Here is a 23,462-nt window from a genome sequence, read left to right on the forward strand (position 1 = left end):
CGCGATGGCGTCCGAGACACCCCCGCTGGCGGGAGCCCCGGTCCCGCGGCCCAGCAACTGGAACGTGCCCAACGTGATCACGGTGGTGCGCATCCTGCTCGCCCCGCTCTTCGTGTGGATGCTGCTCGCCGACGCGGGCGCCGACGGCTGGCTGCGCTGGGCGGCGGCCGTGCTGTTCGTGCTCGCGATCGCGACCGACGGCGTCGACGGGGCCATCGCCCGGCGCAACAACCTCGTCACCGACCTCGGCAAGCTGCTCGATCCGATCGCCGACAAGGTGCTGACCGGCGGCGCGCTCATCGCCCTCTCGATCCTCGGCGAGCTGCCGTGGTGGGTCACGATCGTCATCCTGGTCCGCGAGATCGGGATCACGCTCTACCGCTTCGTCGTGATCCGGCAGGGCGTCATCGCCGCCTCCCGCGGCGGCAAGATCAAGACGATCGTGCAGTCGATCGCGATCTCGCTCGCGCTCTTCCCGTTCTGGACGGTTCTGGGCGACTGGGTCTACTGGGTCAACGGCATCTTCATGACCGCCGCGGTTATCCTGACGGTCGTCACCGGGTTCGACTACCTCTGGCAGGCCTGGAAGGGCCACCGGGCCAAGCGTGCCGCTGCCTGACGCCGATCGCGCCGGCGATCCCACCGCGCGGTTGATCGCCCGCCTGCGTGAGACCGGACGCACGATCGCCGCCGCCGAGTCGCTGACGGGCGGAGAGCTGACGGCCGAGCTGACCCGCGTGCCCGGTGCGTCCGCCGTCGTGGTCGGGGGAGCGGTCGTCTACGCGACCCAGCTCAAGCACACCCTCCTCGGCGTGGATGCGGCGCTGCTCGACGCGGAGGGTCCGGTGCACCCCCGCGTCGCCGCCCAGCTCGCCGAGGGCGTCCGCGCCCGTCTCGCCGTCGACGCGCGCGCCGTCGACATCGGCGTCGCCACGACGGGCGTCGCCGGACCCGACCCGCAGGGCGGCCGTGCCGTCGGCACCGTCTACCTCGGCATCGCGACCTCGACCGGGACGCGCGTGGTCGAGCTCGCACTGGAGGGCGACCGGGCGGAGATCCGGCGCGCCACCGTCGAACGGGCGATCGCGGAACTGGTCGCCGAGACCGGCGCCTGAGGCCCGGGAATACGGACTGTTTCGGTCTCGTTACATCTGCTGCATTCACAAGAAAAGCCCAGTCGTCGCCGATATCGTGAACATCACGGATGCGGTACAGTTGCATCCCGATCGATCGGTCGGCAGGGTAGAGAAGGAGGCTCCGAATGATTCTTGTACGTCAGGAAATCGGCGACGTGCTCAGGGACTTCCGCCTGCAGAAGGGCCGCACGTTGCGGCAGGTCGCCAGCAAGGCGAGCGTCGCCCTCGGTTATCTCAGCGAGGTCGAGCGCGGACAGAAGGAGGCGTCGAGCGAGATCCTCGCTTCGGTCGCCGACGCTCTGGACACCCCGGTGTCCGTCATCATGCGCGAGGTCGGAGACCGCATCGCGGTGCTCGAGGGTCTCGAGCCGGTCATCCCCGACACCGTCCCCGACGAGTTCGTCACGGCCATGGAAGCGCCGCTGGTCTCGCGCTGACACCGGCGACATCCCATCAAGACTTGAGGACGCCCCGCGTGAGCGGGGCGTCCTTCGTCATGTCCGACCCGTGAGAATGGACCCATGAAGCTCAGCGAATTCCAGCGTGCCGTCGTCGACGAGTTCGGCCGCGGCTACGGCCAGGCACTCTTGGCCGATCTCGTGCTCGGTGAGCTCGGCGGCCGGACGGCGCAGCAGGCGCTCGACGCCGGCGCGGCCCCACGCGACGTCTGGTTCGCACTCTGCCGCGAGGCCGGGGTCCCCGCGTCGCACTGGCACGGCGCTGGACGTCCCGCTCCGAAGAACTGACGCCGACACGCCGGTTCGAACGACTCGAAGATATGTTCGGATGTGGCTAGACTCGCTTCACAACCGCAATCGAAAACGAGTTGTCCACCGATCTGCCGGACGACGGCCCTGTGTCGGACGTTCCTCGTACAGTCGAACTCGTCAGCGAAGCGTAAGAAGGAGAACCGCACATGCCATCACCCGCAGACCGCGAGAAGGCGCTCGAGACCGCACTCGCGCAGATCGACCGTCAGTTCGGCAAAGGCTCGGTCATGCGCCTGGGCAGCGACGAGCGCGCCCCGGTGGAGGTCGTCCCGACCGGCTCGATCGCGCTGGACGTCGCGCTCGGCATCGGCGGACTCCCGCGCGGCCGCATCGTCGAGATCTACGGTCCGGAGTCCTCGGGTAAGACGACTCTGACCCTCCACGCCATCGCCAACGCGCAGCGCGCCGGTGGAATCGCGGCCTTCATCGACGCCGAGCACGCGCTCGACCCGGAGTACGCCCGCAAGCTCGGCGTCGACATCGACGCCCTGCTGGTCTCCCAGCCCGACACGGGTGAGCAGGCGCTCGAGATCGCCGACATGCTCGTGCGGTCCGGCTCCATCGACCTCATCGTCATCGACTCCGTCGCGGCGCTCGTGCCCCGCGCCGAGATCGAGGGCGAGATGGGCGACTCGCACGTCGGTCTGCAGGCCCGCCTCATGTCGCAGGCGCTCCGCAAGCTCACCGGTGGGCTCAACCAGACCAACACCACGATGATCTTCATCAACCAGCTCCGCGAGAAGATCGGTGTCTTCTTCGGCAGCCCCGAGACCACCGCCGGTGGTAAGGCCCTCAAGTTCTACGCGTCGGTGCGTCTGGACATCCGCCGCATCGAGACCCTGAAGGACGGCACCGAAGCGGTCGGCAACCGCACCCGCGTCAAGGTCGTCAAGAACAAGATGGCTCCGCCCTTCAAGCAGGCCGAGTTCGACATCCTCTACGGTGTCGGCATCTCCCGCGAGGGCAGCCTGATCGACTTCGGCGTGGAGCATGGCATCGTCAAGAAGTCGGGTGCCTGGTACACGTACGAGGGCGACCAGCTCGGTCAGGGCAAGGAGAACTCGCGCAACTTCCTGATCACCAACGCCGACATCGCGGCCGAGATCGAGAACAAGATCAAGATCAAGCTCGGCATCATCCCCGACCCGAACCCTGTGGCCGTGCCAGAGGCAGAGGCCGAGGTGGGCTCGATCGAGGAGAAGCTGCGCGCACGCAAGGGCGCCTGACCCGGGGCGCGGGCCTGATGCCCGTCGACCGTCCATCCGTTCGTCGCACGAGGAGATCTGCATGGTCGTGAGGTTCCCGTCCGATCCCTCCGGGGGCGAGCACGGCGATGCCCGTTCGGACGAAGGCGGTGTCACCGGGGGAGAGCACCTCGCCCCGGTGACGCCGCTCCGGCGCCCGGCGGCGCCGCGAGACGGCGGCGAGCGGAGTCCGCGGCATCCCGCCGGGACGGGGCGTGCGAGCACGACCGCACGGCCCGAGCCCGCGGGAGAAATCGTCGAGCTTCCCGGCTCCACACGCTGGAACAACACCTGGGGCGACGATGGCCGCCCTGCGACATCCCGGTCCGAGGCCCGTGCCGTTCCGCCCGAGCCGGAGGACGACGAGGCTGATCGCCAGAGCAAGAAGGTGTCGGCCGTCACCATCCGTCAGCTCGCTCGTCGCGGCATGTCGCGCTGGGAGTTGGAGCAGGTGCTGCTCAAGCGCGAGATCGAGCCCGAGGTGTTCGGTCCCGAACTCGACCGCCTGGAGACGCTGGGCGTGATCGACGACGCCTCGCTCGCGGTCAGCCTGGCGTTTACCCAGCACAGCCGTAAAGGGTTGGGCCGGTCGTCGATCGAGCAGGATCTCAAGCGCCGGCACATCGATCCCGAGCTGATCGAGATCGCGCTGGCGGACATCGCGGACGAAGACGAACTGGAACGGGCCACCGAGCTGGCCGTCAAGCGGATCGGGCAGCTGTCGTCGTACGACGAGGAGACCGCTCGACGCCGGCTGCACGGATTCCTCGCGCGCAAGGGCTACAGCTCCAGTATCGTGCGACAGGCGATGGACGCCGCCTTCGCGTCGCGCCGCCGTGGTGGCGTGCGCTTCCAGTAACCGTTCGGATCCACGCCGGGGCGAACGTAGAATTGTCGGCATCATGAGCATCACCGAACAGCGCACCGACCTCGAACTGCGCAGCGTCCTCGAGAAGCGCAGCATCATCCAGCCCTCGGACGCGGCCCTCAGCACCGACGGACGCGCCCGGACCTACGAGGTCCGCACCTTCGGCTGCCAGATGAACGTCCACGACTCGGAGCGGCTGAGCGGCTCCCTCGAGGCGGCCGGGTACGTCCCGGCCGACGGCGAAGAGGCCGACGTCGTCGTCATCAACACGTGCGCTGTGCGCGAGAACGCGGACAACAAGCTCTACGGCAACCTCGGCCATCTCGCGGGGGTCAAGCGCCGCCACGAGGGGATGCAGATCGCCGTCGGCGGCTGCCTGGCCCAGAAGGACAAGAACGTCATCCTCGAGAAGGCGCCCTGGGTCGACGTCGTCTTCGGCACCCACAACATGGGTGCGTTGCCCAGCCTGCTCGAGCGCGCGCGTCACAACGACGCCGCCGAGATCGAGATCCTCGAAGCGCTGGAGACCTTCCCCTCCACGCTGCCGACCAAGCGCGACTCGTCCTACTCGGGCTGGGTCTCGATCTCCGTCGGCTGCAACAACACCTGCACGTTCTGCATCGTGCCGTCACTGCGCGGCAAGGAGAAGGACCGCCGGCCCGGCGACATCCTCGCGGAGATCCAGGCGCTCGTCGACGACGGCGCGATCGAGGTCACGCTCCTCGGCCAGAACGTCAACTCCTACGGTGTCGAGTTCGGCGACCGTCAGGCGTTCAGCAAGCTGCTGCGCGCGGCCGGCGAGATCCGTGGCCTGGAGCGCATCCGCTTCACCAGCCCGCACCCGGCCGCATTCACCGACGACGTCATCGACGCGATGGCCGAGACCCCGAACGTGATGCCGCAACTCCACATGCCCCTGCAGTCCGGCTCGGACCGCATCCTCCGCAGCATGCGCCGGTCGTACCGCTCCTCGAAGTTCCTCGGCATCCTCGACCGTGTCCGCGCCAAGCTGCCGGACGCCGCGATCAGCACCGACATCATCGTCGGCTTCCCCGGGGAGACCGAGGAGGACTTCCTCGAGACGATGCGCGTGGTCGAGGCGGCCCGCTTCGCGTCGGCCTTCACCTTCCAGTACTCCATCCGGCCGGGCACGCCCGCCGCGACGATGGAGGACCAGGTCCCGAAGGAGGTCGTGCAGGAGCGCTACGACCGCCTCATCGCGCTGCAGGAGCGGATCTCCCTGGAGGAGAACCAGAAGCTGGTCGGCCGCGAGGTCGAGCTGCTCGTCGCCAACGGCGAGGGCCGCAAGGACGCCGACACCCGCCGTCTGAGCGGACGCGCCCGCGACAGCCGCCTCGTGCACTTCGAGCTGCCGGAGGGCGCGGAGACACCGCGTCCCGGCGATATCGTCACCGTGCGCGTCACCCAGGCGGCCCCGCACTACCTCATCGCCGACGCCGACCCGGCGACGCCGCTGCGCGTCCGCCGCACCCAGGCCGGCGACGCGTGGGATCGTGCCGAGGCCGAGTCGTGCGCCGTGCCCGCTCACGGCTCCGGTGCTGGCGCCGGGGGAGCGGGCCCGGTCTCGCTCGGCCTCCCGACGCTCCGCACCCGCGAGCCGCTGACCTCGCCGGGTGTCGGGACGATGCCGATCTACGATCCGACGGACGGACAGCGCTGAGCGCCCACGTCCCGGGCGCCCACGTCCCGGACGCCGACGCCCACGACATCGACGCACAAGGAATCGTCGCGATCGTCGGGCCGACCGGCACCGGCAAGACGGACCTGTCGCTCGCCCTGGCCGAGCGCCTGCGCGACCGCGGTCAGGCGGCGGAGGTCGTCAACGCGGACGCGATGCAGCTCTACCGCGGCATGGACATCGGCACCGCGAAGATCCCGCCCGCCGAGTGGCGCGGGGTCCCGCACCACCTCTTCGACGTGCTCGACGTCGCCGAAGAGGCGACGGTCGCCCGCTACCAGCCGGAGGCACGCGCCGCGATCGAGGCGATCCGGAGCCGCGGTGCAGTGCCCATCCTGGTGGGCGGCTCGGGGCTGTACGTCTCCAGCGTGATCTTCGACTTCCGCTTCCCCGGAACCGACCCGGAGTTGCGCGCACGCCTCGAGGCCGAGCTCGCCGAGCAGGGACCCGGGATGCTGTTCCGCCGCCTCGCCGAGGTGGACCCTCAGTCCGCGGCGCGTATCGGTTCCAGCAACGGTCGGCGCATCGTCCGGGCGCTCGAAGTCGCTGAGCTGACCGGGGAGCCCGTCAGCGGCTCACTCCCGGACGCTCCGACTCCGTGGCGACCCGTGACCATCCTCGGGCTGGCGGCGCCGCGGGAGGAGCTCGTGACCCGGCTCGACGCACGGGTCGAGCGGATGTGGGAGGCGGGGCTCCAGGACGAGGTGCGCGCGCTCATCCCACTCGGGATCGAACGAGGCGTCACGGCCGGCCGCGCGATCGGCTACGCCCAGGCGCTGGCCGAACTGCGCGGCGAGCTGAGCCGCACCGAGGCGATCGCACAGACCCAGCAGCTCACCAGGCGCTACGCACGCCGGCAGGCGAGCTGGTTCAAGCGCTACCCCGATCTGCACTGGCTCGACTACGACGACCCGGCGCTGCCCGACGCGGCGCTCGCTAGGCTGTGAGCATGGCGACACTCCACTTCACCAAAGGTCAGGGCACGGGGAACGACTTCGTGCTCTACTCGGACCCCGACGGCAGCCTGCCGCTGACGGCAGCGCAGATCGCCGAGATCTGCGACCGCCACTTCGGCGTCGGCGCCGACGGCGTGATCCGCGCAGTGAAGTCGAAGCACCTCCCCGAGGGAGCCGAGGCGTTGGCGGAGGACGAGGCCGCCGAGTGGTTCATGGACTACTACAACGCCGACGGCTCGGCCGCCGAGATGTGCGGCAACGGCATCCGCGTCTACACCCGGTATCTCATCGAGTCCGGCCTCGTGGAGCTCGCGGACGGCGACACCCTCGCGATCGGCACCCGTTCGGGCGTGCGCGACGTGCAGCGCAACCTCACCGGGTTCCAGGTCGACCTCGGCCGCTGGGCGCTCGACGGTGGCGAGCCGCTGGTCCGGGCCAAGGAGCTCCCGGTGGCCCGCCCCGGTCTCGGGATCGACATGGGCAACCCGCACGTGGTCGTCGCGGTCGCCGACGAGAGCGAGCTGGAGGCCGCCGACCTCACGTACATCCCGCACCTGGAGCCCGCGCCGGAGGACGGCGCGAACGTCGAGTTCGTCGTCCCGCACGACCCGCTCGTCAAGGACGGTGTCGGCCGGATCCGAATGCGCGTCCACGAGCGCGGCAGCGGCGAGACCCTGTCGTGCGGCACGGGGGCGGCCGCCGCGGCGCTCGCGGTGCGGTACTGGGCCGGCGGCGGCGCCCCGAACCAGTGGCGCGTGGATGTGCCGGGCGGCACCGTGGGCGTGCGGATGTTCGCGACCGAGGACGGCGAACACGTCGCCCTCTCCGGCCCGGCGGAGCTCGTCTACACCGGCACTCTCGAGCTCGCCTGACCGGGCGCGCGTCCCCGACATTCGGCACGAATGTCGTGTTTCGCGCGCGCATTCCCGACATTCGGCACGAATGCCGCGGGGGTTTACTCCTGCGCGGCGCGCGCCGGGCGGTGCGAGCGGAGCACGCGGTACCCCTTGGAGATCGCCTGGCGCGTGGTCTTGAGCTCCGGCATGGTCGCCTCGATCCAGCGCTGCAGCGAGTCGCTGCCGAGATTGCGCTGCACGACCAGCCACGCGTCGGATCCCGGCTCGAGGCGGGGCAGCCATCGCGTCAGGATGTTGTGCAGCTCATCCTTGCCGATCCGGATGGGCGGGTTCGACCAGATCGTCGTGAACATCACGTCATCGGGAACATCATCCGGGGTCACGGGGTTAACATTGGTGAGACCGAGCTTCTGCGCGTTCAAGCGCACCACGTCCAACGCTCGGGTGTTGACGTCGACGGCCCAGACCGTCGCATGAGGGGATTCGAGAGCAAGTGTGAGAGCCAGGGGCCCCCAGCCGCAGCCGAGGTCGAGGAACTGACCGCCCGGCGGCGCAGAGGGGACATGGTCGAGCAGGACTCTCGTTCCCGTATCGATGCGCTCGGGGCTGAAGATGCCGTTCGCGGTCGTCAGCTCGTACGTCTGGCCGGCCAGTCGTACGGTGATCGGCCGCAGGTTCGTCTCGCTCTCGGGAGCCGTGGAAAAGTAGTGGTCTCCGCTCGCCATAAGAGGACCGTACAGGACGCAGCCGAACTGACAAACTGGGATGGACCCGGAACGGGGACGAACGATGACTGAACGAACGAATATCGAAGAACACGAGGCCGACGACGTCGTCGCGCGCGTGCTGGCGACCGAGAAGAACCGTGCGAGCGTGACGCTGTTCGGAACCGGGGCGCAGGCGCTGCAGTCGACGGACACCACCGACGGCTCGCACGACGGCGAGCAGTTCGACCGGGAGGAGCGTGCGGCACTGCGCCGCGTCAGCGGCCTCTCGACCGAGCTCGAGGACGTCACCGAGGTCGAGTACCGGCAGCTGCGGCTCGAGAACGTGGTGCTGATCGGCGTGTACTCGCAGGGCAGCCTGCAGGACGCCGAGAACTCCATGCGCGAGCTCGCCGCCCTGGCGGAGACCGCCGGCGCCGTGGTGCTCGACGGCCTCCTGCAGCGCCGCCCGCATCCCGACCCGAGCACGTACCTCGGCCGGGGCAAGGCGGAAGAGCTCGCGAGCGTTGTCGCCGCCCTCGGCGCCGACACGGTCGTGGCCGACACGGAACTCGCCTCCAGCCAGCGGCGCGCCCTGGAGGACGTCGTGAAGGTGAAGGTGATCGACCGCACCGCGGTGATCCTCGACATCTTCAGCCAGCACGCCAAGAGCCGCGAGGGCAAGGCGCAGGTCGAGCTCGCGCAGCTCGAGTACCTGCTCCCTCGCCTGCGCGGCTGGGGCGAGTCGATGTCGCGGCAGGCCGGTGGCCAGGTCGGCGGCGCCGGCGCGGGCATGGGTTCGCGTGGTCCCGGTGAGACGAAGATCGAGCTGGACCGCCGACGCATCCACACGCGGATGGCGAAGCTGCGCAAGCAGATCGCCGGGTTCAAGCCGGCCCGCGAGGCCAAGCGTGCGAACCGCAACCGCAACTCGGTGCCGTCGGTCGCGATCGCCGGCTATACGAACGCCGGCAAGTCGAGCCTCCTGAACCGCGTGACCAAGGCGGGCGTGCTCGTCGAGAACGCGCTGTTCGCGACCCTCGACGCGACCGTGCGCCGCTCGGTGACCGCCGACGGCCGGCTCTACACGCTGGCCGACACGGTGGGCTTCGTGCGAAACCTGCCGCACCAGCTGGTGGAGGCGTTCCGCTCGACGCTGGAGGAGGTGGCCGACTCCGACGTCATCCTGCACGTCGTCGACGGCTCCCACCCCGACCCCGCGTCGCAGCTGGCGACGGTCCGCGACGTCATCGGCGAGGTCGGTGCCCGCGACATCCCGGAGATCGTGGTCTTCAACAAGTCCGACCTGATCGGACCCGACGAGCGGCTCGTGCTGCGCGGCCTGGAGCCGGGGGCGATCTTCGCCTCCGCGCGAACGGGCGAGGGCATCGACGAGGTTCTCGCCGCGATCTCGCGGCTGCTGCCCGACCTCTCGGTGGAGGTGGAGCTGATGGTGCCGTACGACCGGGGCGACCTGATCTCAGCCCTGCATGAGCGCGGGCGCGTCCTCGCCACGGAGTACGTGGAGGAGGGCACCCGCGTGCACGCGAAGATCATGCCGGAGTACACGGCGGTGTTCGAGCCCTTCGCGGTCTGAACACCTGAGGCCGCACCGGCGACAGGAAGGCCGGACGGAGCGCGTGTGTCGAATGATGACACCCGCGATTCCGTCCGGCCTTTCGCGTTGCTAGATTCGGCACTCAACCGCAGCGGACGACCGCTCGGTGGTGCGACAGCCGAGCCCGGCACCCGCCCGTGAAACCCTGCCCCTCGCCGTGAGGCCCGAGGCGGGGTGTCCGTGCCGCTGATCGACCACCCCGAGGACCTCATGAGCTGTACCACCGCGCGGTACTCCTTCGAGCTCTACCCGCCGCGCAACGAGCGGGCCGCCGCCGCGCTGCCCGCCACCATCGACCGGCTCGCCGCCGCGCGCCCGGACTTCATCTCCGTGACCTACGGGGCGAACGGCTCGTCCCGCACATCGTCCCTCGACGTGCTGCGCCACATCCTGGAGCGCACCGACGTCAGCCCGATGGCGCACCTGACGTGCGTCGGGTCGTCGCACGAGGAGGCCAACCGCCTCATCCGCGAGTTCCTGGATGCCGGTGTGCGCCGTTTCCTCGCGGTGCGGGGAGACCCGCCCGAGGGTGCGGCCCCGGGCGAGGACGGCATCGGCGACATCCGCAGCTCGGCCGAGCTCGTGCAGCTCATCCACCGGGTGCAGGCCGAACGCGTCCCGTACGGCGAGCTGACTGTGCCCGGGCTGCCGGCGCAGGCGGTGCTCACCCGGCGCGAGCACGTGCAGATCGCGGTCGCGGCCTTCCCCAACGGGCACCCGGCGTCCCACTCGATCTCCCAGGACATCGACGCCCTGCTCGCGAAGCAGGCCGCCGGTGCGAACCTCGGCATCACGCAGCTCTTCTTCCACGCCGAGGACTACCTGTCGTTCGCCCAGAAGGCGAACGATGCCGGCGTCGCCTTCCCGATCCTGCCCGGCATCATGCCGGTGACGTCACCCGCCCGGCTGAGCCGGATGCTGGAACTCAGCGGCGAGGACCTGCCGAGCGATCTCGCGATCCAGCTCGAGGTCGAGCCGACCGACGAGGGGCGTCGCGAGATCGGCATCGAGTGGGCCGCGGGTCTCGGCCGGCGCCTGCTCGACGGTGGCGCTCCGGGCCTCCACCTCTACACCTTCAACCAGAGCGAGGCGGTGCTGTCGGTCCTCGACCGGATCGGCGTGCTGCCCGCCCCCGACTCCATCTCCTCCGCAACCGAAAGGGAACCAGCATGACCTCCACCTCCCGCGCCGCCTTCCCGGCCGGAACGATCCTCGGCTATCCGCGCATCGGGCGCCGCCGCGAGCTCAAGAAGGCCGTCGAGTCCTTCTGGGCGGGCGCCATCACGGCGGACGAGCTGGAGTCGACCGCCGCCGGCCTGCGCGCCGCGACGCGCGAACGCCTCGCCGCCCTGGGCCTCGGGCGTGACGATGCCGCCATCCCGGAGAGCTTCAGCTACTACGACCAGGTGCTCGACGCCGCGGTCGCCGTCGGAGCCGTGCCGACCCGGTTCGCCGGGCTCGTCGGAGCGGACGGCAGCGTCGACCTCGCCGGCTACTTCACGATCGCGCGCGGCGAGGGCGACAACGCCCCGCTCGAGATGACGAAGTGGTTCGACTCCAACTACCACTACCTCGTGCCCGAGATCGGGCCGGAGACCGACTTCCGCCTGGCATCCGACCGCCTGGTGCGGGAGTTCGAGGAGGCGCGCGACGCCGGCTTCGTCACCCGCCCGGTGATCGTCGGGCCGGTGACCTTCCTGCTCCTGAGCAAGGCGTCGGACGAGGCTCCCGAGGGCTTCCGCCCGCTCTCGCGGCTGGCGGACCTGCTGCCGGTGTATCGCGAACTGCTCGCCCGCCTCGGCGCCGCAGGGGCGCCGTGGGTGCAGCTGGACGAGCCGGCCCTCGTCAGCGAGAGCATCGAGGAGCCGCGGGCGGAGGTGCTGGAGGCGCTGCGCACGGCGTACGCCGACCTCGGCGCCGTCGCGGAACGGCCCGCCCTCTTCGTGGCCGCCCCGTACGGCAGCCTGGACGACGCCCTCCCGGTGCTCGCCGCCTCGCCGGTGGAGGCGCTCTCGCTCGACCTGGTCCGCGGCTCCCTGCCCACCGGCCTGGACGCGCAGACGGCGGGCTCCCTCGCCACGAAGACCCTCGTGGGCGGCGTCGTCGACGGCCACAACATCTGGCGCGGCGACCTGGAGGCGGCCTTCGGGTCGCTGACCGAGCTGCTGTCGCTGAGCCCGGACGTCGCGGTCTCCACCTCCACCTCGCTGCTGCATGTGCCGCACGACGTCGAGGACGAGCCGGAGCTCGACGCGCGCCTGAAGAGCTGGCTCGCCTTCGCCGACCAGAAGGTCGCGCAGATCGCGATCCTGGCCCGCGGGCTGGTCGATGGACACGAGTCGATCCAGGACGACCTGACGGCCGCCACCGCATCCCTGGCCGACCGGGCCTCCGCTCCTGGCGTGCGCGTCGACGCGGTACGTGCTCGGGAGGCGGCGCTCACCGAGGCGGACTTCCGCCGCGGCGCGTACGAGGACCGTCTCGCGGCCCAGGACGCGGCGCTCGGCCTGCCGTTCCTCCCGACGACGACCATCGGCTCGTTCCCCCAGACCGGCGACATCCGTCGCTCCCGCGCGCAGCTCGTGAAGGGGCTGATCACGGAAGCGGAGTACCTCGCCCGCATGCAGGCGGAGATCAAGCGCGTCGTCGACCTCCAGGAGGAGATCGGGATCGACGTCATCGTGCACGGCGAGCCCGAGCGCAACGACATGGTCCAGTACTTCGCCGAGAACCTCGACGGCTTCGCGGTCACGCAGAACGGCTGGGTGCAGTCGTACGGCTCCCGCTGCACGCGTCCCTCGATCCTCTGGGGCGACGTCTCGCGGCCGAAGCCGATCACGGTGGACTGGTCGACGTACACGCAGAGCCTCACCGAGAAGCCGGTCAAGGGCATGCTGACCGGCCCGGTGACGATCCTCGCGTGGTCGTTCGTCCGCGACGACCAGCCGCTCGGCGAGACCGCCCGCCAGGTCGCCCTCGCGCTGCGCGACGAGATCGAAGACCTGGAGTCGGCGGGCATCCGCGTCGTCCAGGTCGACGAGCCGGCGCTGCGCGAGCTGCTCCCGCTGAAGCGGTCGGCGCAGGAGGAGTACCTCGACTGGTCGGTGGGCTCCTTCCGTCTGGCGACGGCGGGCGTGCGCGACGAGACCCAGATCCACACCCACCTCTGCTACTCGGAGTTCGGCGTGGTGATCGACGCCATCCGCAACCTCGACGCCGACGTGACCAGCATCGAGGCGGCCCGCAGCCGCATGGAGGTCGTCCACGACATCCAGACGTCCGGCTTCGAGCACGGCATCGGCCCGGGCGTCTACGACATCCACTCGCCGCGCGTGCCGTCGGTCGCCGAGGTCACCGAGCTGCTCGAGACCGCGTTGAGCGCGATCCCGGGCCGCCAGCTCTGGGTCAACCCGGACTGCGGTCTCAAGACGCGCGGCTACGACGAGACCGTCGCCTCGCTGCGCAACATCCTCGAGGCCACCCGCGCGGTGCGCGAGCGCGTCTCGGTCGACGCGTAGCAGCGACTCCGGGGTCGCGGACTGCCGGTTCCGCCGTGGGCGGACGGCCGGACGCGACCCCGTCTGCGTGCGCCAGGATGGGCGCATGGTGCAGATGACGGACGCGGAGTTCGAGGATCTGGTGGGCGCAGTGTTCGACGCCCTCCCGGACGAGATCGTCGGGAAGCTCGACAACGTGGCGTTCCTCATCCAGGACCAGCCGTCGGGGGACCGGCCGCGGCTGTTCGGGCTGTACAGCGGGCGACCGATCACGACGCGCGGCGTCTACGGCTTCGGCGAGCTGCCGGACCGCATCACGCTGTTCCGCAACAATCTCGAGGCCAGCTGCTCGAGCCTGGACGAGCTGCGCGCGCGGGTGCGCGTGACGCTGGTGCACGAGATCGGCCACTACTACGGGCTCGACGACGCGAAGCTGCAGGAGCTCGGCTGGGCGTGATGAGGGCGCGGGTTCAGCCCGCCCCACATTCGTCACAAATGTGGCTTACGAGGCGCGCTTTCGCGACATTCGGCACAAATGTGCGGTCGCCGCTCGGGTGGGAGCCGGTCAGACGGCGCGGAGGACCGCGACGACCTTGCCGAGGATCTGGGCGAAGTCACCGACGATGGGCTCGAAGTTGGAGTTGCGCGGCAGCAGCCAGGTGTGGCCGTCGCGCTGACGGAACACCTTGACGGTGGCCTCCTCGTCGAGCATGGCCGCGACGATGTCGCCGTTCTCCGCCGTGTTCTGCTGGCGGACGACGACCCAGTCGCCGTCGGTGATGGCCGCGTCGATCATCGACTCGCCCACGACCTTCAGCATGAAGAGGTCGCCGTTGCCGACCAGCTGACGGGGAAGGGGGAAGACCTCCTCGACCTGCTGCTCGGCGGTGATCGGAACGCCCGCGGCGATGCGTCCGACGAGCGGGACCATGGCCGCGTCGCCGACCGGCGTCTGGTTCTCGTAGTCGACGGACTCCGACGAGGTGGAGGGCAGGTCGATGAGGATCTCGAGCGCGCGCGGCCGGTTCGGGTCGCGGCGGAGGTAGCCGCTCAGCTCCAGCTGGTTGAGCTGGTGGGTCACCGACGAGAGGGAGGACAGCCCGACGGCGTCGCCGATCTCGCGCATGCTCGGCGGATAGCCCCGCTGGCTGACGGACTTCTGGATCACGTCGAGGATGGCGAGCTGCTTCTCGCTGAGGTTCTTGCGGCGGCGCGTGCCCCCTCGTGGAGCCTGGTTCTCGTTCGACACGCTCGTCCCTTCGTGACCTCGACCGCATCCGCTCGTCTCGAATGTCGGTGGTGCCTGGAAAGGTGAACTCCAGACAATCGAAACTGTATCCACGATACGGCCGGAAACAAACATGTGTTCGAGTGTGTCTCGAAATCCGTGGACGAATTCCTCGCGTATCGAGTCTTGCGATTTCGAACATTCGAAGATACATTCGGAACAAAGCTTCGCATCCGCGGAGCATGAGGAGGTCAGAGCCATGAGCACGACGGCGATGGTGAGCAGCACGATTCCCGCTTTCCCCGCGGGCGCACGCACGCGACTCCGTCTCACGCGGCGCGGTCGCGCCGTCCTGACGGCACTCGTGGCTCTTCCTCTCGTCATCGGCGCCCTCACCTTCGCCCTCAACGGCGGGGGAGCGGTCGCCACCAGCGAGCAGACGCACGTGAGCTTCCAGCACGTGACCGTCGAGTCGGGCGACTCCCTGTGGTCGGTCGCCGAGCGCGTTGCGCCGAGCGCCGACCCGCGTGACGTGATCGCCGCGCTCGTGCAGCTCAACGGTCTCGACGCCTCGGGCGTGGTCTCGCCGGGTCAGCAGCTCGCCATCCCGACCCAGTACGCGCACTGACCCTCACGCGGCGCTGACCATCCCGCGGCCGTTCGTCATGTGGGAGGACGCGCTCCCGGGCATGGCTAGCATGGATGGGTGACCTCCCTCTCCGACCTTCCGATCCGTGATGATCTGCGTGGCCGGACGCCGTACGGCGCCCCGCAGAAGTCCGTTCCCGTCGCTCTCAACGTGAACGAGAACACGCATCCGGTTCCGGAGGACGTCGCGGCCGACATCGTCGCCCGCGTCGCGGTCGCCATCACCGGCGTCAACCGCTACCCGGACCGCGAGTTCACCGAGCTCCGCGAGGCCTTCGCGCGCTACCTCGGGCACGGCCTCGACGCGAGCTGGATCTGGGCGGCCAACGGGTCCAACGAGGTGCTGCAGCACATCCTGCAGGCCTTCGGCGGTCCCGGCCGCAGCCTGCTCGGCTTCGCCCCGACCTACTCGATGTACCCGCTGCTCGCCTCGGGCACCGGGACGAGCTGGATCGCCGGCGCTCGCGATGCCGACTATGAGCTGACACCGGAGACCGCTGCGGCGGAGATCCGCCGTGCCGACCCGGACATCGTCATCCTCTGCTCGCCGAACAACCCCACCGGCACCCCGCTCTCCCTCGACACGATCGAGGCGGCGTACGACGCGGCCCGCGGGATCGTCGTCGTGGACGAGGCCTACGCCGAGTTCATGCCCGACGGCGAGCCGTCGGCTCTCACCCTGCTCGAGGGGCGGCCGCGTCTCCTCGTCTCGCGCACGATGAGCAAGGCGTTCGCTTTCGCAGGGGCCCGCGTCGGGTATCTGGCGGCCGACCCGGCCGTCGTCGACGCCCTGCGCCTGGTGCGCCTCCCGTACCACCTCTCCGCACTCACCCAGGCGGCCGCACTCGGCGCCCTCGCCCACTCCGACGAGATGCTCGCGATGGTGGGGGAGATCCGCCTGCAGCGTGACCGCCTCGTCACCGAGCTCGCCCGGCTCGGCTACGCGCCCCACCGCAGCGGGAGCAACTTCGTGCTCTTCGGCGGCGTGGACGACCCGCACGCGGTGTTCGAGGCCCTCCTGGAGCGGGGCATCCTCATCCGCGACGTCGGCATCCCGAACCACCTGCGCGTCACGGCGGGGACCGAGCCGGAGACCACCGCCTTCCTCGAGGCGCTGGCCGCCCTCGGGCGCCCGTCCGGCTCCGCCGCCCCAGTAAACTCGCAGTCATGACGAATCGCACCGCCAGCCTCCAGCGGGAGACCAGTGAGTCGAGCATCGAGCTGAGCCTCGACCTCGACGGGACGGGCGTGGCCGACATCGCCACGAGCGTGCCGTTCTACGACCACCTCCTCACGGCGTTCGCGAAGCACTCGCTGACCGATCTGCGCGTGCGCGCCAACGGCGACACCGAGATCGACGTGCACCACACCGTGGAGGACGTGGGGATCGTGCTCGGCCAGGCGATCCGTCAGGCGCTCGGCGACAAGAGCGGCATCTCCCGGTACGGCGACGCGCTCGTGCCGCTCGACGAGGCGCTCGTGCAGGCCGTCGTGGACCTCTCCGGCCGTCCCTACCTCGTGCACACGGGAGAGCCGGCCGGGTTCGAGTTCCACCTGATCGGCGGCCACTTCACCGGCTCCATGGTGCGGCACGTCTTCGAGGCCATCGCTTTCAACGCCGCGATGACGGCGCACATCACCGTGGTCGGCGGTCGCGACCCGCACCACATCGCCGAGGCGGAGTTCAAGGCGTTCGCGCGCGCGTTCCGCCAGGCGAAGGCGCTCGACCCGCTGGTGTCGGGCATCCCGTCGACCAAGGGTGCGCTGTGAGCGTTTCCGGCACCCCGGATGTCGTGGTCCTCGACTACGGCTCGGGCAACGTGCACTCCGCCGTCAAGGCGCTCGAGGCCGCGGGCGCGAACGTCGAGCTGACGGGAAACCGCAAGCGGGCGCTGGAGGCCGACGGCCTGCTGGTCCCCGGGGTCGGAGCGTTCGCCGCCGTCATCGACGCACTGCGCACCTCCCACGGCGACGAGGTCATCGACCGCCGGCTCGCGGGTGGACGCCCCGTGCTGGGGATCTGCGTGGGCATGCAGGTGCTCTTCGAGCGCGGCGTCGAGCACGGCGTCGAGACCGAGGGGCTCGGCGAATGGCCGGGCACGGTCGATCTGCTGCAGGCCGACGTGGTGCCGCACATGGGCTGGAACACGGTCCAGGCTCCCGAGACCTCGCGGCTCTTCGCCGGGCTCCACGACGAGCGCTTCTACTTCGTCCACTCCTACGCCGCGCAGGACTGGACCCTCGAGGTGACCGGCCCCTTCCCGAAGCCGCACGTGACCTGGGCCGAGCACGGTTCGCCGTTCATCGCCGCGGTGGAGAACGGGCCGCTGAGTGGGACCCAGTTCCACCCCGAGAAGTCCGGCAGCGCCGGCATCCAGCTGCTGCGCAACTGGATCGGCACCCTCTAGCCGACGCCTCCGCGCATCACCCGTCCGCCGTCGCGGACCCGAACGAGGAAACACAGTGAGCGAATTCAACAACACGCCCAAGCTCGTCCTGCTCCCGGCGGTCGACGTCGCGGACGGCAAGGCCGTGCGGCTGACGCAGGGCGAGGCCGGCAGCGAGACGAGCTACGGCGACCCGGTCGACGCGGCTGCCGAGTGGGCGGACGCGGGTGCGGACTGGATCCACCTCGTCGACCTCGACGCCGCCTTCGGCCGCGGCTCGAACCGTTCGCTGCTCAAGAAGGTCATCCGTCAGGTGCGCGGGGTCAACATCGAGCTGTCCGGCGGCATCCGGGACGACGAGTCGCTGGAGCAGGCGCTCGAGATCGGCGCCACCCGGGTGAACCTCGGCACCGCAGCGCTGGAGAACCCGGAGTGGGCGGCCCACGTGATCGGGCAGTACGGCGAGGCGATCGCCGTCGGACTCGACGTGCGCGGCACCACGCTCGCCGCCCGCGGCTGGACCCAGGACGGCGGCGACCTGTGGCAGGTGCTCGAGCGCCTCGAGGACGCCGGCTGCGCCCGCTACGTGGTCACCGACGTCACCAAGGACGGCACGCTCCGCGGACCGAACCTCGACCTGCTCCGCGAGGTGATGGACCGCACCCAGCGTCCCGTCGTCGCCTCGGGCGGCATCGCCAACCTGGACGACATCGCCGCCCTGCGGGAACTCGTCTCCCTGGGCCTCGAGGGCGCGATCGTGGGGAAGGCGCTCTACTCCGGTGCGTTCACCCTGCCCGAGGCGCTGGATGTCGCGGGATACTGACCCGGCCGACGGCCGCGACGCGACGGGCGGCGCGGGCGGCGGGAGCCGCGTGCCCGGCCAGCCGACGGAGAAGGGCGCCGACCGGCTGAAGCACTTCGCGGCGTCGCTCGGCGACTCCGCCGGGCAGCCGTGGCAGGGGCGCGAGTTCGACGACAACCCGTTCGGCGACGACGACGGGACGGCGCCTCCTGCCCTGCTCGGCGCGCTGGCGGCCTTCCGTGCGGGCGAGGTCGGTCCGGAGGCCGTGGTCGACGCGCTCCGCGCCTCCCGGCTCCTGATCCCGCTCGTCGCGGAGCTCGGCGACGAGGGCACGACGGATGCCGGACTGACCGTGGACAAGTCGCAGGAGCTGTCGATCGTGACGGTCTCCGGCCCGGACGGGCGCAGCGTGTTGCCCGTCTTCTCGTCCGTGACCGCGATGCAGACCTGGAACCCGGCCGCGCGTCCGGTCCCCGCGGACGGGCGGCGGGTCGCACTCGCCGCGGCCTCCGAGGAGACCGAGATCGTCGTGCTCGATCCGACGAGCGAGACCGAGTTCGTGCTGCGCCGCCCGGCCGTCTGGGCGGTCGCCCGCGGGGAGCGGTGGCTTCCGAGCGACCGGGACCCCGAGGTGTACGCCGCCTTCGACGCGTCGATCGCCACGGAACTCGGTGTGCACGCCGTGCGCCTCGCCGCGGGCGACCCCGGGCACCGGTTCGCGGGCGAGGAGCTCGTCGTGCAGCTCGCGCTCGCGAGCGGACTGACCCGGGAGGAGCTCGACGCCATCCTGGCCCGGCTGGCCCAGCGCTGGGCGGCGGACGACGTGATCGCGACGCGGGTGGACTCCCTCCGGGTACAGCTCGTCGCTGCGGACTGACGAAGACCCGTCTTGCATCGGCTGCGTTCGCTCTCGTAGTCTGAACGCGCCGTGGAGAGCCCTACCGGTCGCCGACTGATCGAACACCGGGCGTGACGCCAGAGATGAAGCTCGAGGCGGGGCATCCACAGATCGGAGCACCGATGCGTGCCTCATCCCGCACAGCCCTGACCACCCTTCTCTCCGCCGGAGCGATCGCCCTCTCGATCGTCGCGGGCGGGACCGCCGCGCAGGCGGCGACCCCGGCACCGCCGCCGGTGAACGCGCAATTCGATTACCAGATCGGCGGCGTCTACACGCCGGCGGCGTCGGTGGGCATCGTCGACCGCGACCACACGGCGTCGCCCGTGAGTGGCAGATACAACGTCTGCTACGTGAACGCGTTCCAGACGCAGCCCGACGACACGACGACGTGGGCGGGGGCGAACAGCGACCTCATCCTCCGCAACGCGAAGGGCGTGAAGGTCGGCGACCCGGAGTGGAACGAGTACCTGCTCGACACCTCCACCGCCGCCAAGCGCACCCGGATCGCGGCCATCGTGAACGGCTGGATCGACTCGTGCGCGAGCAAGGGCTTCCAGGCCGTCGAGCCGGACAACCTGGACTCCTGGACCCGCTCGAAGAGCGGCGGCACGCAGCTCCTGACCAAGCAGAACAACGTCGCCCTCGCGACCCTGCTGGCCGCCCACGCGCATCAGAAGGGACTCGCGATCGCGCAGAAGAACACCACGGAGCTGGGCTCGGCGGGCAAGAACACGGTCGGGTTCGACTTCGCCATCGCGGAGGAGTGCCAGTTCAACACCGAGTGCGACGCCTACACGTCGGTCTACGGCAACAACGTCATCGAGATCGAGTACACCGACAACCCGCGCTCGGCGTACACGCAGGCGTGCGCCGCGCAGGGCAAGAACATCTCGGTGATCCTGCGCGACCGGGACGTGGTCGCCAAGGGGAACAGCGCGTACCGCTACGAGTACTGCTGAGCGACTGCTGCGCCCAGGGACGTCCGCGGTTGCGCGCGCAGCCGCGGACGTCCCGCGCCGCCGCAGTCACCGAGAAGAGGAGACGCCGTGAGGGTCGGGATACTGGGCACCGGTGCGATGACGGAGGCGCTCGGCCGGCGCCTGGCTGGGGCCGGGCATGACGTGGTCGTCGGCTCGCGCGATCCGCTGCGGGCCCGGGAGCTCGCGCGCACCATCGGGGCCGTCGACGGGACCGATCACCGCGGGGCGGCCGCAGCCGACGCCGTGATCGTCGCGGTGCGGGATGCCGTGGCCCTCGAGCTCGTCCGATCGCTCGCCGCCGAGCTGGAGGGGCGGGTGCTGATCGACATCGGCAACCCGCTCGACCCGCCGCACTTCGAGAGCCGCTACGGCGCGGGTCCCTCGCTCGCCGAGCGGATGGCGGAGGCCGCTCCCGGGGCGCGCGTCGTGAAGGCGTTCAACACCGTCTATGCCGAGCTGCTCGCCGAGGATGCGGACCAGCGGGTCCAGGTGCTGCTCGCCTCCGACGACGACCCGGCCAAGGAACTCGTGGCGGGTCTCGTCACGGAAATCGGGTGCGAGCCGTTCGACGTGGGCCGTCTGCGGACCTCCCGGCACCTGGAGCGGCTCGCCGGCTTCGAGGTCGACCTGGTCGAGCGCGGATACGCGCGTGCCACGGCGGTCCGGATCGTGGACCGCCGCGGCTGACGCGCCTCGCAGGCGAGCGGTCAGGCCGTCCGCAGCATCCGGAGGCCGCCGAACAGGGCGAGCACACCGACGACGCCGACGAACACGACGAGCACCGGCACCAGTGGCCACACGATCAGGGCGACTCCGACGAGCAGGACCGGGAGGGCGAGCCCGACGTACGCGACCAGGAAGATCGCGGCCAGCACCTCCCCGCGGCGCTCGGGCGCGGCCAGGGCGGCCGTGGCGCCGATCGCGGAGCGGAACAGCAGGCCGACGCCGGCTCCCGCCAGCACACCGCTGATCAGGAAGACCGCCAGGGACGCGACGAGCACGCCGACCGCGAGACCGACGAGCCCGGTAAGCATGAGGACGAGGGCGAGACCGAGCTGGGCGCGCATCCGGAGCCGGGCGAAGACGATCTGCGAGAGCGCGGACGCCGCGAACACCGAGAACGGCACGGCGCCGGCCAGCAGGTGCGACGACTGGTGCAGGACGCCGGAGACGACGCTCGGCGCGAGCGAGGTGAACAGCCCGAAGACGGCGAAGCCGGCGAACGCGGCCACCGCGGCGGCGGAGAAGGCTCCGCGGGCCGACGCGGGGAGGGACACGCGCTGCGGCCGGTAGGCAGGACGCTCCTCCGCGCGCTCGACCGTCTCCGGCACGAGGGCGATGGCCAGCGCGGCGATGGCGAGCAGCACCAGGAACACGACGTAGGGAAGCAGCAGGGGCGCCGGCAGGAACTGCGCGAAGGCGCCGCCGATCAGCGGCCCGAGGGCCAGACCGCCGGTGTTGACGACGGTGGAGACCATCCCCGCCAGGCGCGGACCTTCAGCCGGGCGGGCGACCGCGCGCAGCTCGCTCAGGTGGGCGGTCGCGCTCGCCGTCAGGGCGCCGACACCGATCCCGGACAGCACGCGGGCGACGATCAAGCCGGAGACGTCGTTCCAGACCAGGAACAGAGCCGCCGCGACGATCTCGATGAGCACCGCGATCAGCACCATCCGGCGCCGGCCGGCCCAGTCGCTGAGGTGGCCGATGAGGAACAGGCTCGCGATCACCCCGACCGCGTAGGCGGCGAAGACGACCGTGACCACCCAGGTGGGGAAGCCGTCGCGCGCCTGATAGAGCGAGTAGAGCGGGGTCGGGACGGTGGAGAAGGCCATCACCGCGAGGAAGGCCGCGGCGATGACCCAGAAGCCCGTGCCGTGGCGCAGCTGCCAGCGGCGGGTCGGAACGGCGGGGAGAGACGAGGTCTCGGGTTCGCGGATCGTGGTCATGCTCTGAGGATGCTCCGATATTGCGATCGCGTCCAACGGATATCGTCGATCTTGGCCATCGATGGATACGATTGCCGCATGGACACCCGCCAACTGGAGTATCTCGTGGCCGTCGCCGAGGAGCTGAACTTCACCCGCGCCGCCGAGCGTCTGTTCGCGGCCCAATCGACGGTGTCGGCCGGCATCCAGGCACTCGAGCGCGAGCTGGGCGCTCCGCTCTTCGACCGCGACCCGCACGGCGTGCGGTTGACGGCGGCGGGGGAGGCGGTGCTGCGGGAGGCGCGCGGCGCCGTCGAGGCGGTGGACCGGATGCGCGACGCGGCCCGCGGCGACGGCGAGCTGCGCGGAGCCGTACGCGTCGGCATCTTCACCAACCTCAGCACGATCGACCTGCCGTCGATCATGGGGGAGTTCCACCGACGGCATCCCCTCGTCGACCTGCGGCTCGGCCCGTCGCCCAGCGGTTCGACCGGACTCGCGGAGGACGTGCGGCAGGGGCGCATCGACGTCGCCTTCGTCGGACTGCCCGACCGGCAGCCGGGGCTGCTCGAGCGGGAGCTCGCCGTCTCGCCGTTCGTCGCTCTCCTGGCGGCGTCGCATCCTCTCGCCGATCGTGCGGAGGTCTCGCTGACCGAACTGGCCGACGAGCAGTGGGTGGACGCGCGCGCCGGCTTCGGCAACCGCGTCACCCTCGACCGCGAGCTCGCCGCGATGGGGATCGTCCGGCACGTGCCGACGGAGCTCTCCGATCTCGGGGAGATCCCGCGCTTCGTCGCCGCGCGCCTGGGCGTCGCCGCGCTCCCCGCGCTGACGGTCATCCCGGCGGAGGGCGCGGTGGCCGTCCCGCTGCGCGAACGGATCGAGTGGCGGCTCGGGATGGTCGCCCGGCCGCGGCCGAGCGCGGCGGCCACGGCCCTCCTCGACCTCGTGTCCGAGCGATTCGCGCCGTCCCGTACGCTGGAGGGACGATGACCGTCTTCGCCGCCCTCGTCCTGTTCCTCAACGCGCTCTTCAACGTGTTCGCGTGGCCGCGCTTCTTCACCCGCGTCCGCACGGACACCCGTGCACGCGACGCCGCCGGCAAGGCGACGCCGTTCCTGGTGGTGCACGGGGTGCTCCTCGGGGTGGCGCTGCTGCTCGCCGTGCTCTCCGCGGTCGCGGGCGTGCTGCTGCTCGTCGCCTGACCTGCGCCGAGGCAGACGCCCGTGCGGTGTCGTCTGC

26 protein-coding genes are annotated in these 23,462 nt (G+C 70.6%); 23 read left to right on the forward strand and 3 right to left on the reverse strand.

Annotated elements, in window-relative coordinates:
• The first annotated feature begins 4 nt into the window (after positions 1–4).
• The 9 genes from pgsA to dapF all read left to right on the forward strand — a co-directional run bounded on the left by pgsA (position 5) and on the right by dapF (position 7,545).
• Positions 5–619, forward strand: coding sequence for a CDP-diacylglycerol--glycerol-3-phosphate 3-phosphatidyltransferase (pgsA, locus tag HNR14_RS16275; protein WP_246311587.1), 615 nt, complete (start codon positions 5–7; stop codon positions 617–619).
• A complete protein-coding gene (locus tag HNR14_RS16280; protein WP_425485035.1) occupies positions 606–1,115 on the forward strand; it encodes a CinA family protein in 510 nt (169 codons plus the stop codon). The genes pgsA and HNR14_RS16280 overlap by 14 nt, the downstream gene beginning before the upstream one ends.
• A 146-nt stretch (positions 1,116–1,261) precedes the next feature.
• The gene (locus HNR14_RS16285; protein WP_021754800.1) at positions 1,262–1,573 is read left to right on the forward strand and encodes a helix-turn-helix domain-containing protein; all 312 of its coding nucleotides are present in this window, start codon (positions 1,262–1,264) and stop codon (positions 1,571–1,573) included.
• Between the two features lie 84 nt (positions 1,574–1,657).
• On the forward strand, positions 1,658–1,882 hold the full coding sequence (locus HNR14_RS16290; RefSeq protein ID WP_179701867.1) for a DUF3046 domain-containing protein: 225 nt from the start codon (positions 1,658–1,660) through the stop codon (positions 1,880–1,882).
• 170 nt (positions 1,883–2,052) lie between these two features.
• Positions 2,053–3,132: a recombinase RecA gene (gene recA, locus HNR14_RS16295; protein ID WP_021761910.1), complete on the forward strand. Its 1,080-nt coding sequence runs from the start codon at positions 2,053–2,055 to the stop codon at positions 3,130–3,132.
• 157 nt (positions 3,133–3,289) lie between these two features.
• Entirely contained in the window at positions 3,290–4,009 is a 720-nt protein-coding gene (locus HNR14_RS21420; RefSeq protein ID WP_343064518.1) for a regulatory protein RecX, read from the forward strand.
• Between the two features lie 43 nt (positions 4,010–4,052).
• The gene (miaB, locus tag HNR14_RS16305) at positions 4,053–5,699 is read left to right on the forward strand and encodes a tRNA (N6-isopentenyl adenosine(37)-C2)-methylthiotransferase MiaB (RefSeq protein ID WP_179701869.1); all 1,647 of its coding nucleotides are present in this window, start codon (positions 4,053–4,055) and stop codon (positions 5,697–5,699) included.
• A gap of 47 nt (positions 5,700–5,746) precedes the next feature.
• Entirely contained in the window at positions 5,747–6,664 is a 918-nt protein-coding gene (miaA, locus tag HNR14_RS16310; RefSeq protein ID WP_179702710.1) for a tRNA (adenosine(37)-N6)-dimethylallyltransferase MiaA, read from the forward strand.
• Between the two features lie 2 nt (positions 6,665–6,666).
• Positions 6,667–7,545: a diaminopimelate epimerase gene (dapF, locus tag HNR14_RS16315; protein WP_179701870.1), complete on the forward strand. Its 879-nt coding sequence runs from the start codon at positions 6,667–6,669 to the stop codon at positions 7,543–7,545.
• An 83-nt stretch (positions 7,546–7,628) separates the two neighbouring features.
• Here the strand turns inward: dapF and HNR14_RS16320 are convergent, their stop codons facing one another.
• On the reverse strand, positions 7,629–8,255 hold the full coding sequence (locus HNR14_RS16320) for a class I SAM-dependent methyltransferase (protein ID WP_021762550.1): 627 nt from the start codon (positions 8,253–8,255) through the stop codon (positions 7,629–7,631).
• Positions 8,256–8,319: 64 nt separating this feature from the next.
• Here HNR14_RS16320 and hflX point away from each other — a divergent pair, with 64 nt between their 5' ends.
• The 4 genes from hflX (at position 8,320) to HNR14_RS16340 (ending at position 13,806) form a co-directional block, all read left to right on the forward strand.
• Positions 8,320–9,831, forward strand: coding sequence for a GTPase HflX (hflX, locus tag HNR14_RS16325; protein ID WP_179701871.1), 1,512 nt, complete (start codon positions 8,320–8,322; stop codon positions 9,829–9,831).
• Positions 9,832–10,062: 231 nt separating this feature from the next.
• A complete protein-coding gene (locus HNR14_RS16330) occupies positions 10,063–11,025 on the forward strand; it encodes a methylenetetrahydrofolate reductase (RefSeq protein ID WP_179701872.1) in 963 nt (320 codons plus the stop codon).
• Positions 11,022–13,370 carry a 5-methyltetrahydropteroyltriglutamate--homocysteine S-methyltransferase gene (metE, locus tag HNR14_RS16335; RefSeq protein ID WP_179701873.1) on the forward strand — a complete coding sequence of 783 codons (2,349 nt, stop codon included), beginning with the start codon at positions 11,022–11,024 and terminating at the stop codon, positions 13,368–13,370. Before HNR14_RS16330 ends, metE begins: the two co-directional genes overlap by 4 nt.
• Before the next feature lie 85 nt (positions 13,371–13,455).
• Positions 13,456–13,806, forward strand: a complete 351-nt coding sequence (locus HNR14_RS16340) for a metallopeptidase family protein (protein ID WP_179701874.1) — start codon at positions 13,456–13,458, stop codon at positions 13,804–13,806.
• Between the two features lie 108 nt (positions 13,807–13,914).
• Here the strand turns inward: HNR14_RS16340 and lexA are convergent, their stop codons facing one another.
• A complete protein-coding gene (lexA, locus tag HNR14_RS16345) occupies positions 13,915–14,598 on the reverse strand; it encodes a transcriptional repressor LexA (RefSeq protein WP_021759766.1) in 684 nt (227 codons plus the stop codon).
• A gap of 238 nt (positions 14,599–14,836) precedes the next feature.
• Here lexA and HNR14_RS16350 point away from each other — a divergent pair, with 238 nt between their 5' ends.
• The 8 genes from HNR14_RS16350 to HNR14_RS16385 all read left to right on the forward strand — a co-directional run bounded on the left by HNR14_RS16350 (position 14,837) and on the right by HNR14_RS16385 (position 20,982).
• Entirely contained in the window at positions 14,837–15,205 is a 369-nt protein-coding gene (locus tag HNR14_RS16350; protein WP_021759764.1) for a LysM peptidoglycan-binding domain-containing protein, read from the forward strand.
• Between the two features lie 78 nt (positions 15,206–15,283).
• Positions 15,284–16,396, forward strand: a complete 1,113-nt coding sequence (locus HNR14_RS16355; RefSeq protein ID WP_179701875.1) for a histidinol-phosphate transaminase — start codon at positions 15,284–15,286, stop codon at positions 16,394–16,396.
• Entirely contained in the window at positions 16,393–16,995 is a 603-nt protein-coding gene (gene hisB / locus HNR14_RS16360) for an imidazoleglycerol-phosphate dehydratase HisB (protein WP_021759758.1), read from the forward strand. Before HNR14_RS16355 ends, hisB begins: the two co-directional genes overlap by 4 nt.
• Positions 16,992–17,633, forward strand: a complete 642-nt coding sequence (hisH, locus tag HNR14_RS16365; RefSeq protein WP_179701876.1) for an imidazole glycerol phosphate synthase subunit HisH — start codon at positions 16,992–16,994, stop codon at positions 17,631–17,633. Before hisB ends, hisH begins: the two co-directional genes overlap by 4 nt.
• Positions 17,634–17,688: 55 nt before the next feature.
• The gene (priA, locus tag HNR14_RS16370; protein ID WP_021759754.1) at positions 17,689–18,435 is read left to right on the forward strand and encodes a bifunctional 1-(5-phosphoribosyl)-5-((5-phosphoribosylamino)methylideneamino)imidazole-4-carboxamide isomerase/phosphoribosylanthranilate isomerase PriA; all 747 of its coding nucleotides are present in this window, start codon (positions 17,689–17,691) and stop codon (positions 18,433–18,435) included.
• Positions 18,419–19,291, forward strand: a complete 873-nt coding sequence (locus HNR14_RS16375) for an SseB family protein (protein WP_179701877.1) — start codon at positions 18,419–18,421, stop codon at positions 19,289–19,291. The genes priA and HNR14_RS16375 overlap by 17 nt, the downstream gene beginning before the upstream one ends.
• A 143-nt stretch (positions 19,292–19,434) precedes the next feature.
• The gene (locus tag HNR14_RS16380; protein WP_179701878.1) at positions 19,435–20,274 is read left to right on the forward strand and encodes an endo alpha-1,4 polygalactosaminidase; all 840 of its coding nucleotides are present in this window, start codon (positions 19,435–19,437) and stop codon (positions 20,272–20,274) included.
• An 87-nt stretch (positions 20,275–20,361) separates the two neighbouring features.
• Positions 20,362–20,982 (forward strand): NADPH-dependent F420 reductase, encoded by a 621-nt coding sequence (locus HNR14_RS16385; RefSeq protein WP_179701879.1) that lies wholly within the window; start codon positions 20,362–20,364, stop codon positions 20,980–20,982.
• Between the two features lie 20 nt (positions 20,983–21,002).
• Here the strand turns inward: HNR14_RS16385 and HNR14_RS16390 are convergent, their stop codons facing one another.
• Entirely contained in the window at positions 21,003–22,241 is a 1,239-nt protein-coding gene (locus HNR14_RS16390) for an MFS transporter (RefSeq protein WP_179701880.1), read from the reverse strand.
• Positions 22,242–22,319: 78 nt separating this feature from the next.
• On the opposite strand from HNR14_RS16390, the gene HNR14_RS16395 reads away from it, so the two are divergent.
• Together HNR14_RS16395 and HNR14_RS16400 are read left to right on the forward strand one after the other, a co-directional pair.
• Positions 22,320–23,213, forward strand: a complete 894-nt coding sequence (locus HNR14_RS16395; protein ID WP_179701881.1) for a LysR family transcriptional regulator — start codon at positions 22,320–22,322, stop codon at positions 23,211–23,213.
• Positions 23,210–23,425 (forward strand): SCO4848 family membrane protein, encoded by a 216-nt coding sequence (locus HNR14_RS16400; protein ID WP_179701882.1) that lies wholly within the window; start codon positions 23,210–23,212, stop codon positions 23,423–23,425. Before HNR14_RS16395 ends, HNR14_RS16400 begins: the two co-directional genes overlap by 4 nt.
• The last annotated feature ends 37 nt before the right edge of the window (positions 23,426–23,462 follow it).

This window comes from Leifsonia naganoensis (assembly GCF_013410615.1).
Classification (GTDB): domain Bacteria; phylum Actinomycetota; class Actinomycetes; order Actinomycetales; family Microbacteriaceae; genus Leifsonia; species Leifsonia aquatica.

What these genes read in the sequence shown, in the direction of transcription:
- HNR14_RS16390 (WP_179701880.1), bottom strand. Translation starts at nt 22,241, where the DNA reads ATGACCACGATCCGCGAACCCGAGACCTCGTCTCTCCCCGCCGTTCCG.
- recA (WP_021761910.1), top strand. Translation starts at nt 2,053, where the DNA reads ATGCCATCACCCGCAGACCGCGAGAAGGCGCTCGAGACCGCACTCGCG.
- HNR14_RS16400 (WP_179701882.1), top strand. Translation starts at nt 23,210, where the DNA reads ATGACCGTCTTCGCCGCCCTCGTCCTGTTCCTCAACGCGCTCTTCAAC.
- HNR14_RS16395 (WP_179701881.1), top strand. Translation starts at nt 22,320, where the DNA reads ATGGACACCCGCCAACTGGAGTATCTCGTGGCCGTCGCCGAGGAGCTG.
- HNR14_RS16350 (WP_021759764.1), top strand. Translation starts at nt 14,837, where the DNA reads ATGAGCACGACGGCGATGGTGAGCAGCACGATTCCCGCTTTCCCCGCG.
- dapF (WP_179701870.1), top strand. Translation starts at nt 6,667, where the DNA reads ATGGCGACACTCCACTTCACCAAAGGTCAGGGCACGGGGAACGACTTC.
- HNR14_RS16340 (WP_179701874.1), top strand. Translation starts at nt 13,456, where the DNA reads ATGGTGCAGATGACGGACGCGGAGTTCGAGGATCTGGTGGGCGCAGTG.
- HNR14_RS16375 (WP_179701877.1), top strand. Translation starts at nt 18,419, where the DNA reads ATGTCGCGGGATACTGACCCGGCCGACGGCCGCGACGCGACGGGCGGC.
- HNR14_RS16285 (WP_021754800.1), top strand. Translation starts at nt 1,262, where the DNA reads ATGATTCTTGTACGTCAGGAAATCGGCGACGTGCTCAGGGACTTCCGC.
- hisB (WP_021759758.1), top strand. Translation starts at nt 16,393, where the DNA reads ATGACGAATCGCACCGCCAGCCTCCAGCGGGAGACCAGTGAGTCGAGC.
- pgsA (WP_246311587.1), top strand. Translation starts at nt 5, where the DNA reads ATGGCGTCCGAGACACCCCCGCTGGCGGGAGCCCCGGTCCCGCGGCCC.
- miaB (WP_179701869.1), top strand. Translation starts at nt 4,053, where the DNA reads ATGAGCATCACCGAACAGCGCACCGACCTCGAACTGCGCAGCGTCCTC.
- HNR14_RS16330 (WP_179701872.1), top strand. Translation starts at nt 10,063, where the DNA reads ATGAGCTGTACCACCGCGCGGTACTCCTTCGAGCTCTACCCGCCGCGC.
- metE (WP_179701873.1), top strand. Translation starts at nt 11,022, where the DNA reads ATGACCTCCACCTCCCGCGCCGCCTTCCCGGCCGGAACGATCCTCGGC.
- HNR14_RS16290 (WP_179701867.1), top strand. Translation starts at nt 1,658, where the DNA reads ATGAAGCTCAGCGAATTCCAGCGTGCCGTCGTCGACGAGTTCGGCCGC.
- HNR14_RS16380 (WP_179701878.1), top strand. Translation starts at nt 19,435, where the DNA reads ATGCGTGCCTCATCCCGCACAGCCCTGACCACCCTTCTCTCCGCCGGA.
- hflX (WP_179701871.1), top strand. Translation starts at nt 8,320, where the DNA reads ATGACTGAACGAACGAATATCGAAGAACACGAGGCCGACGACGTCGTC.
- HNR14_RS16320 (WP_021762550.1), bottom strand. Translation starts at nt 8,255, where the DNA reads ATGGCGAGCGGAGACCACTACTTTTCCACGGCTCCCGAGAGCGAGACG.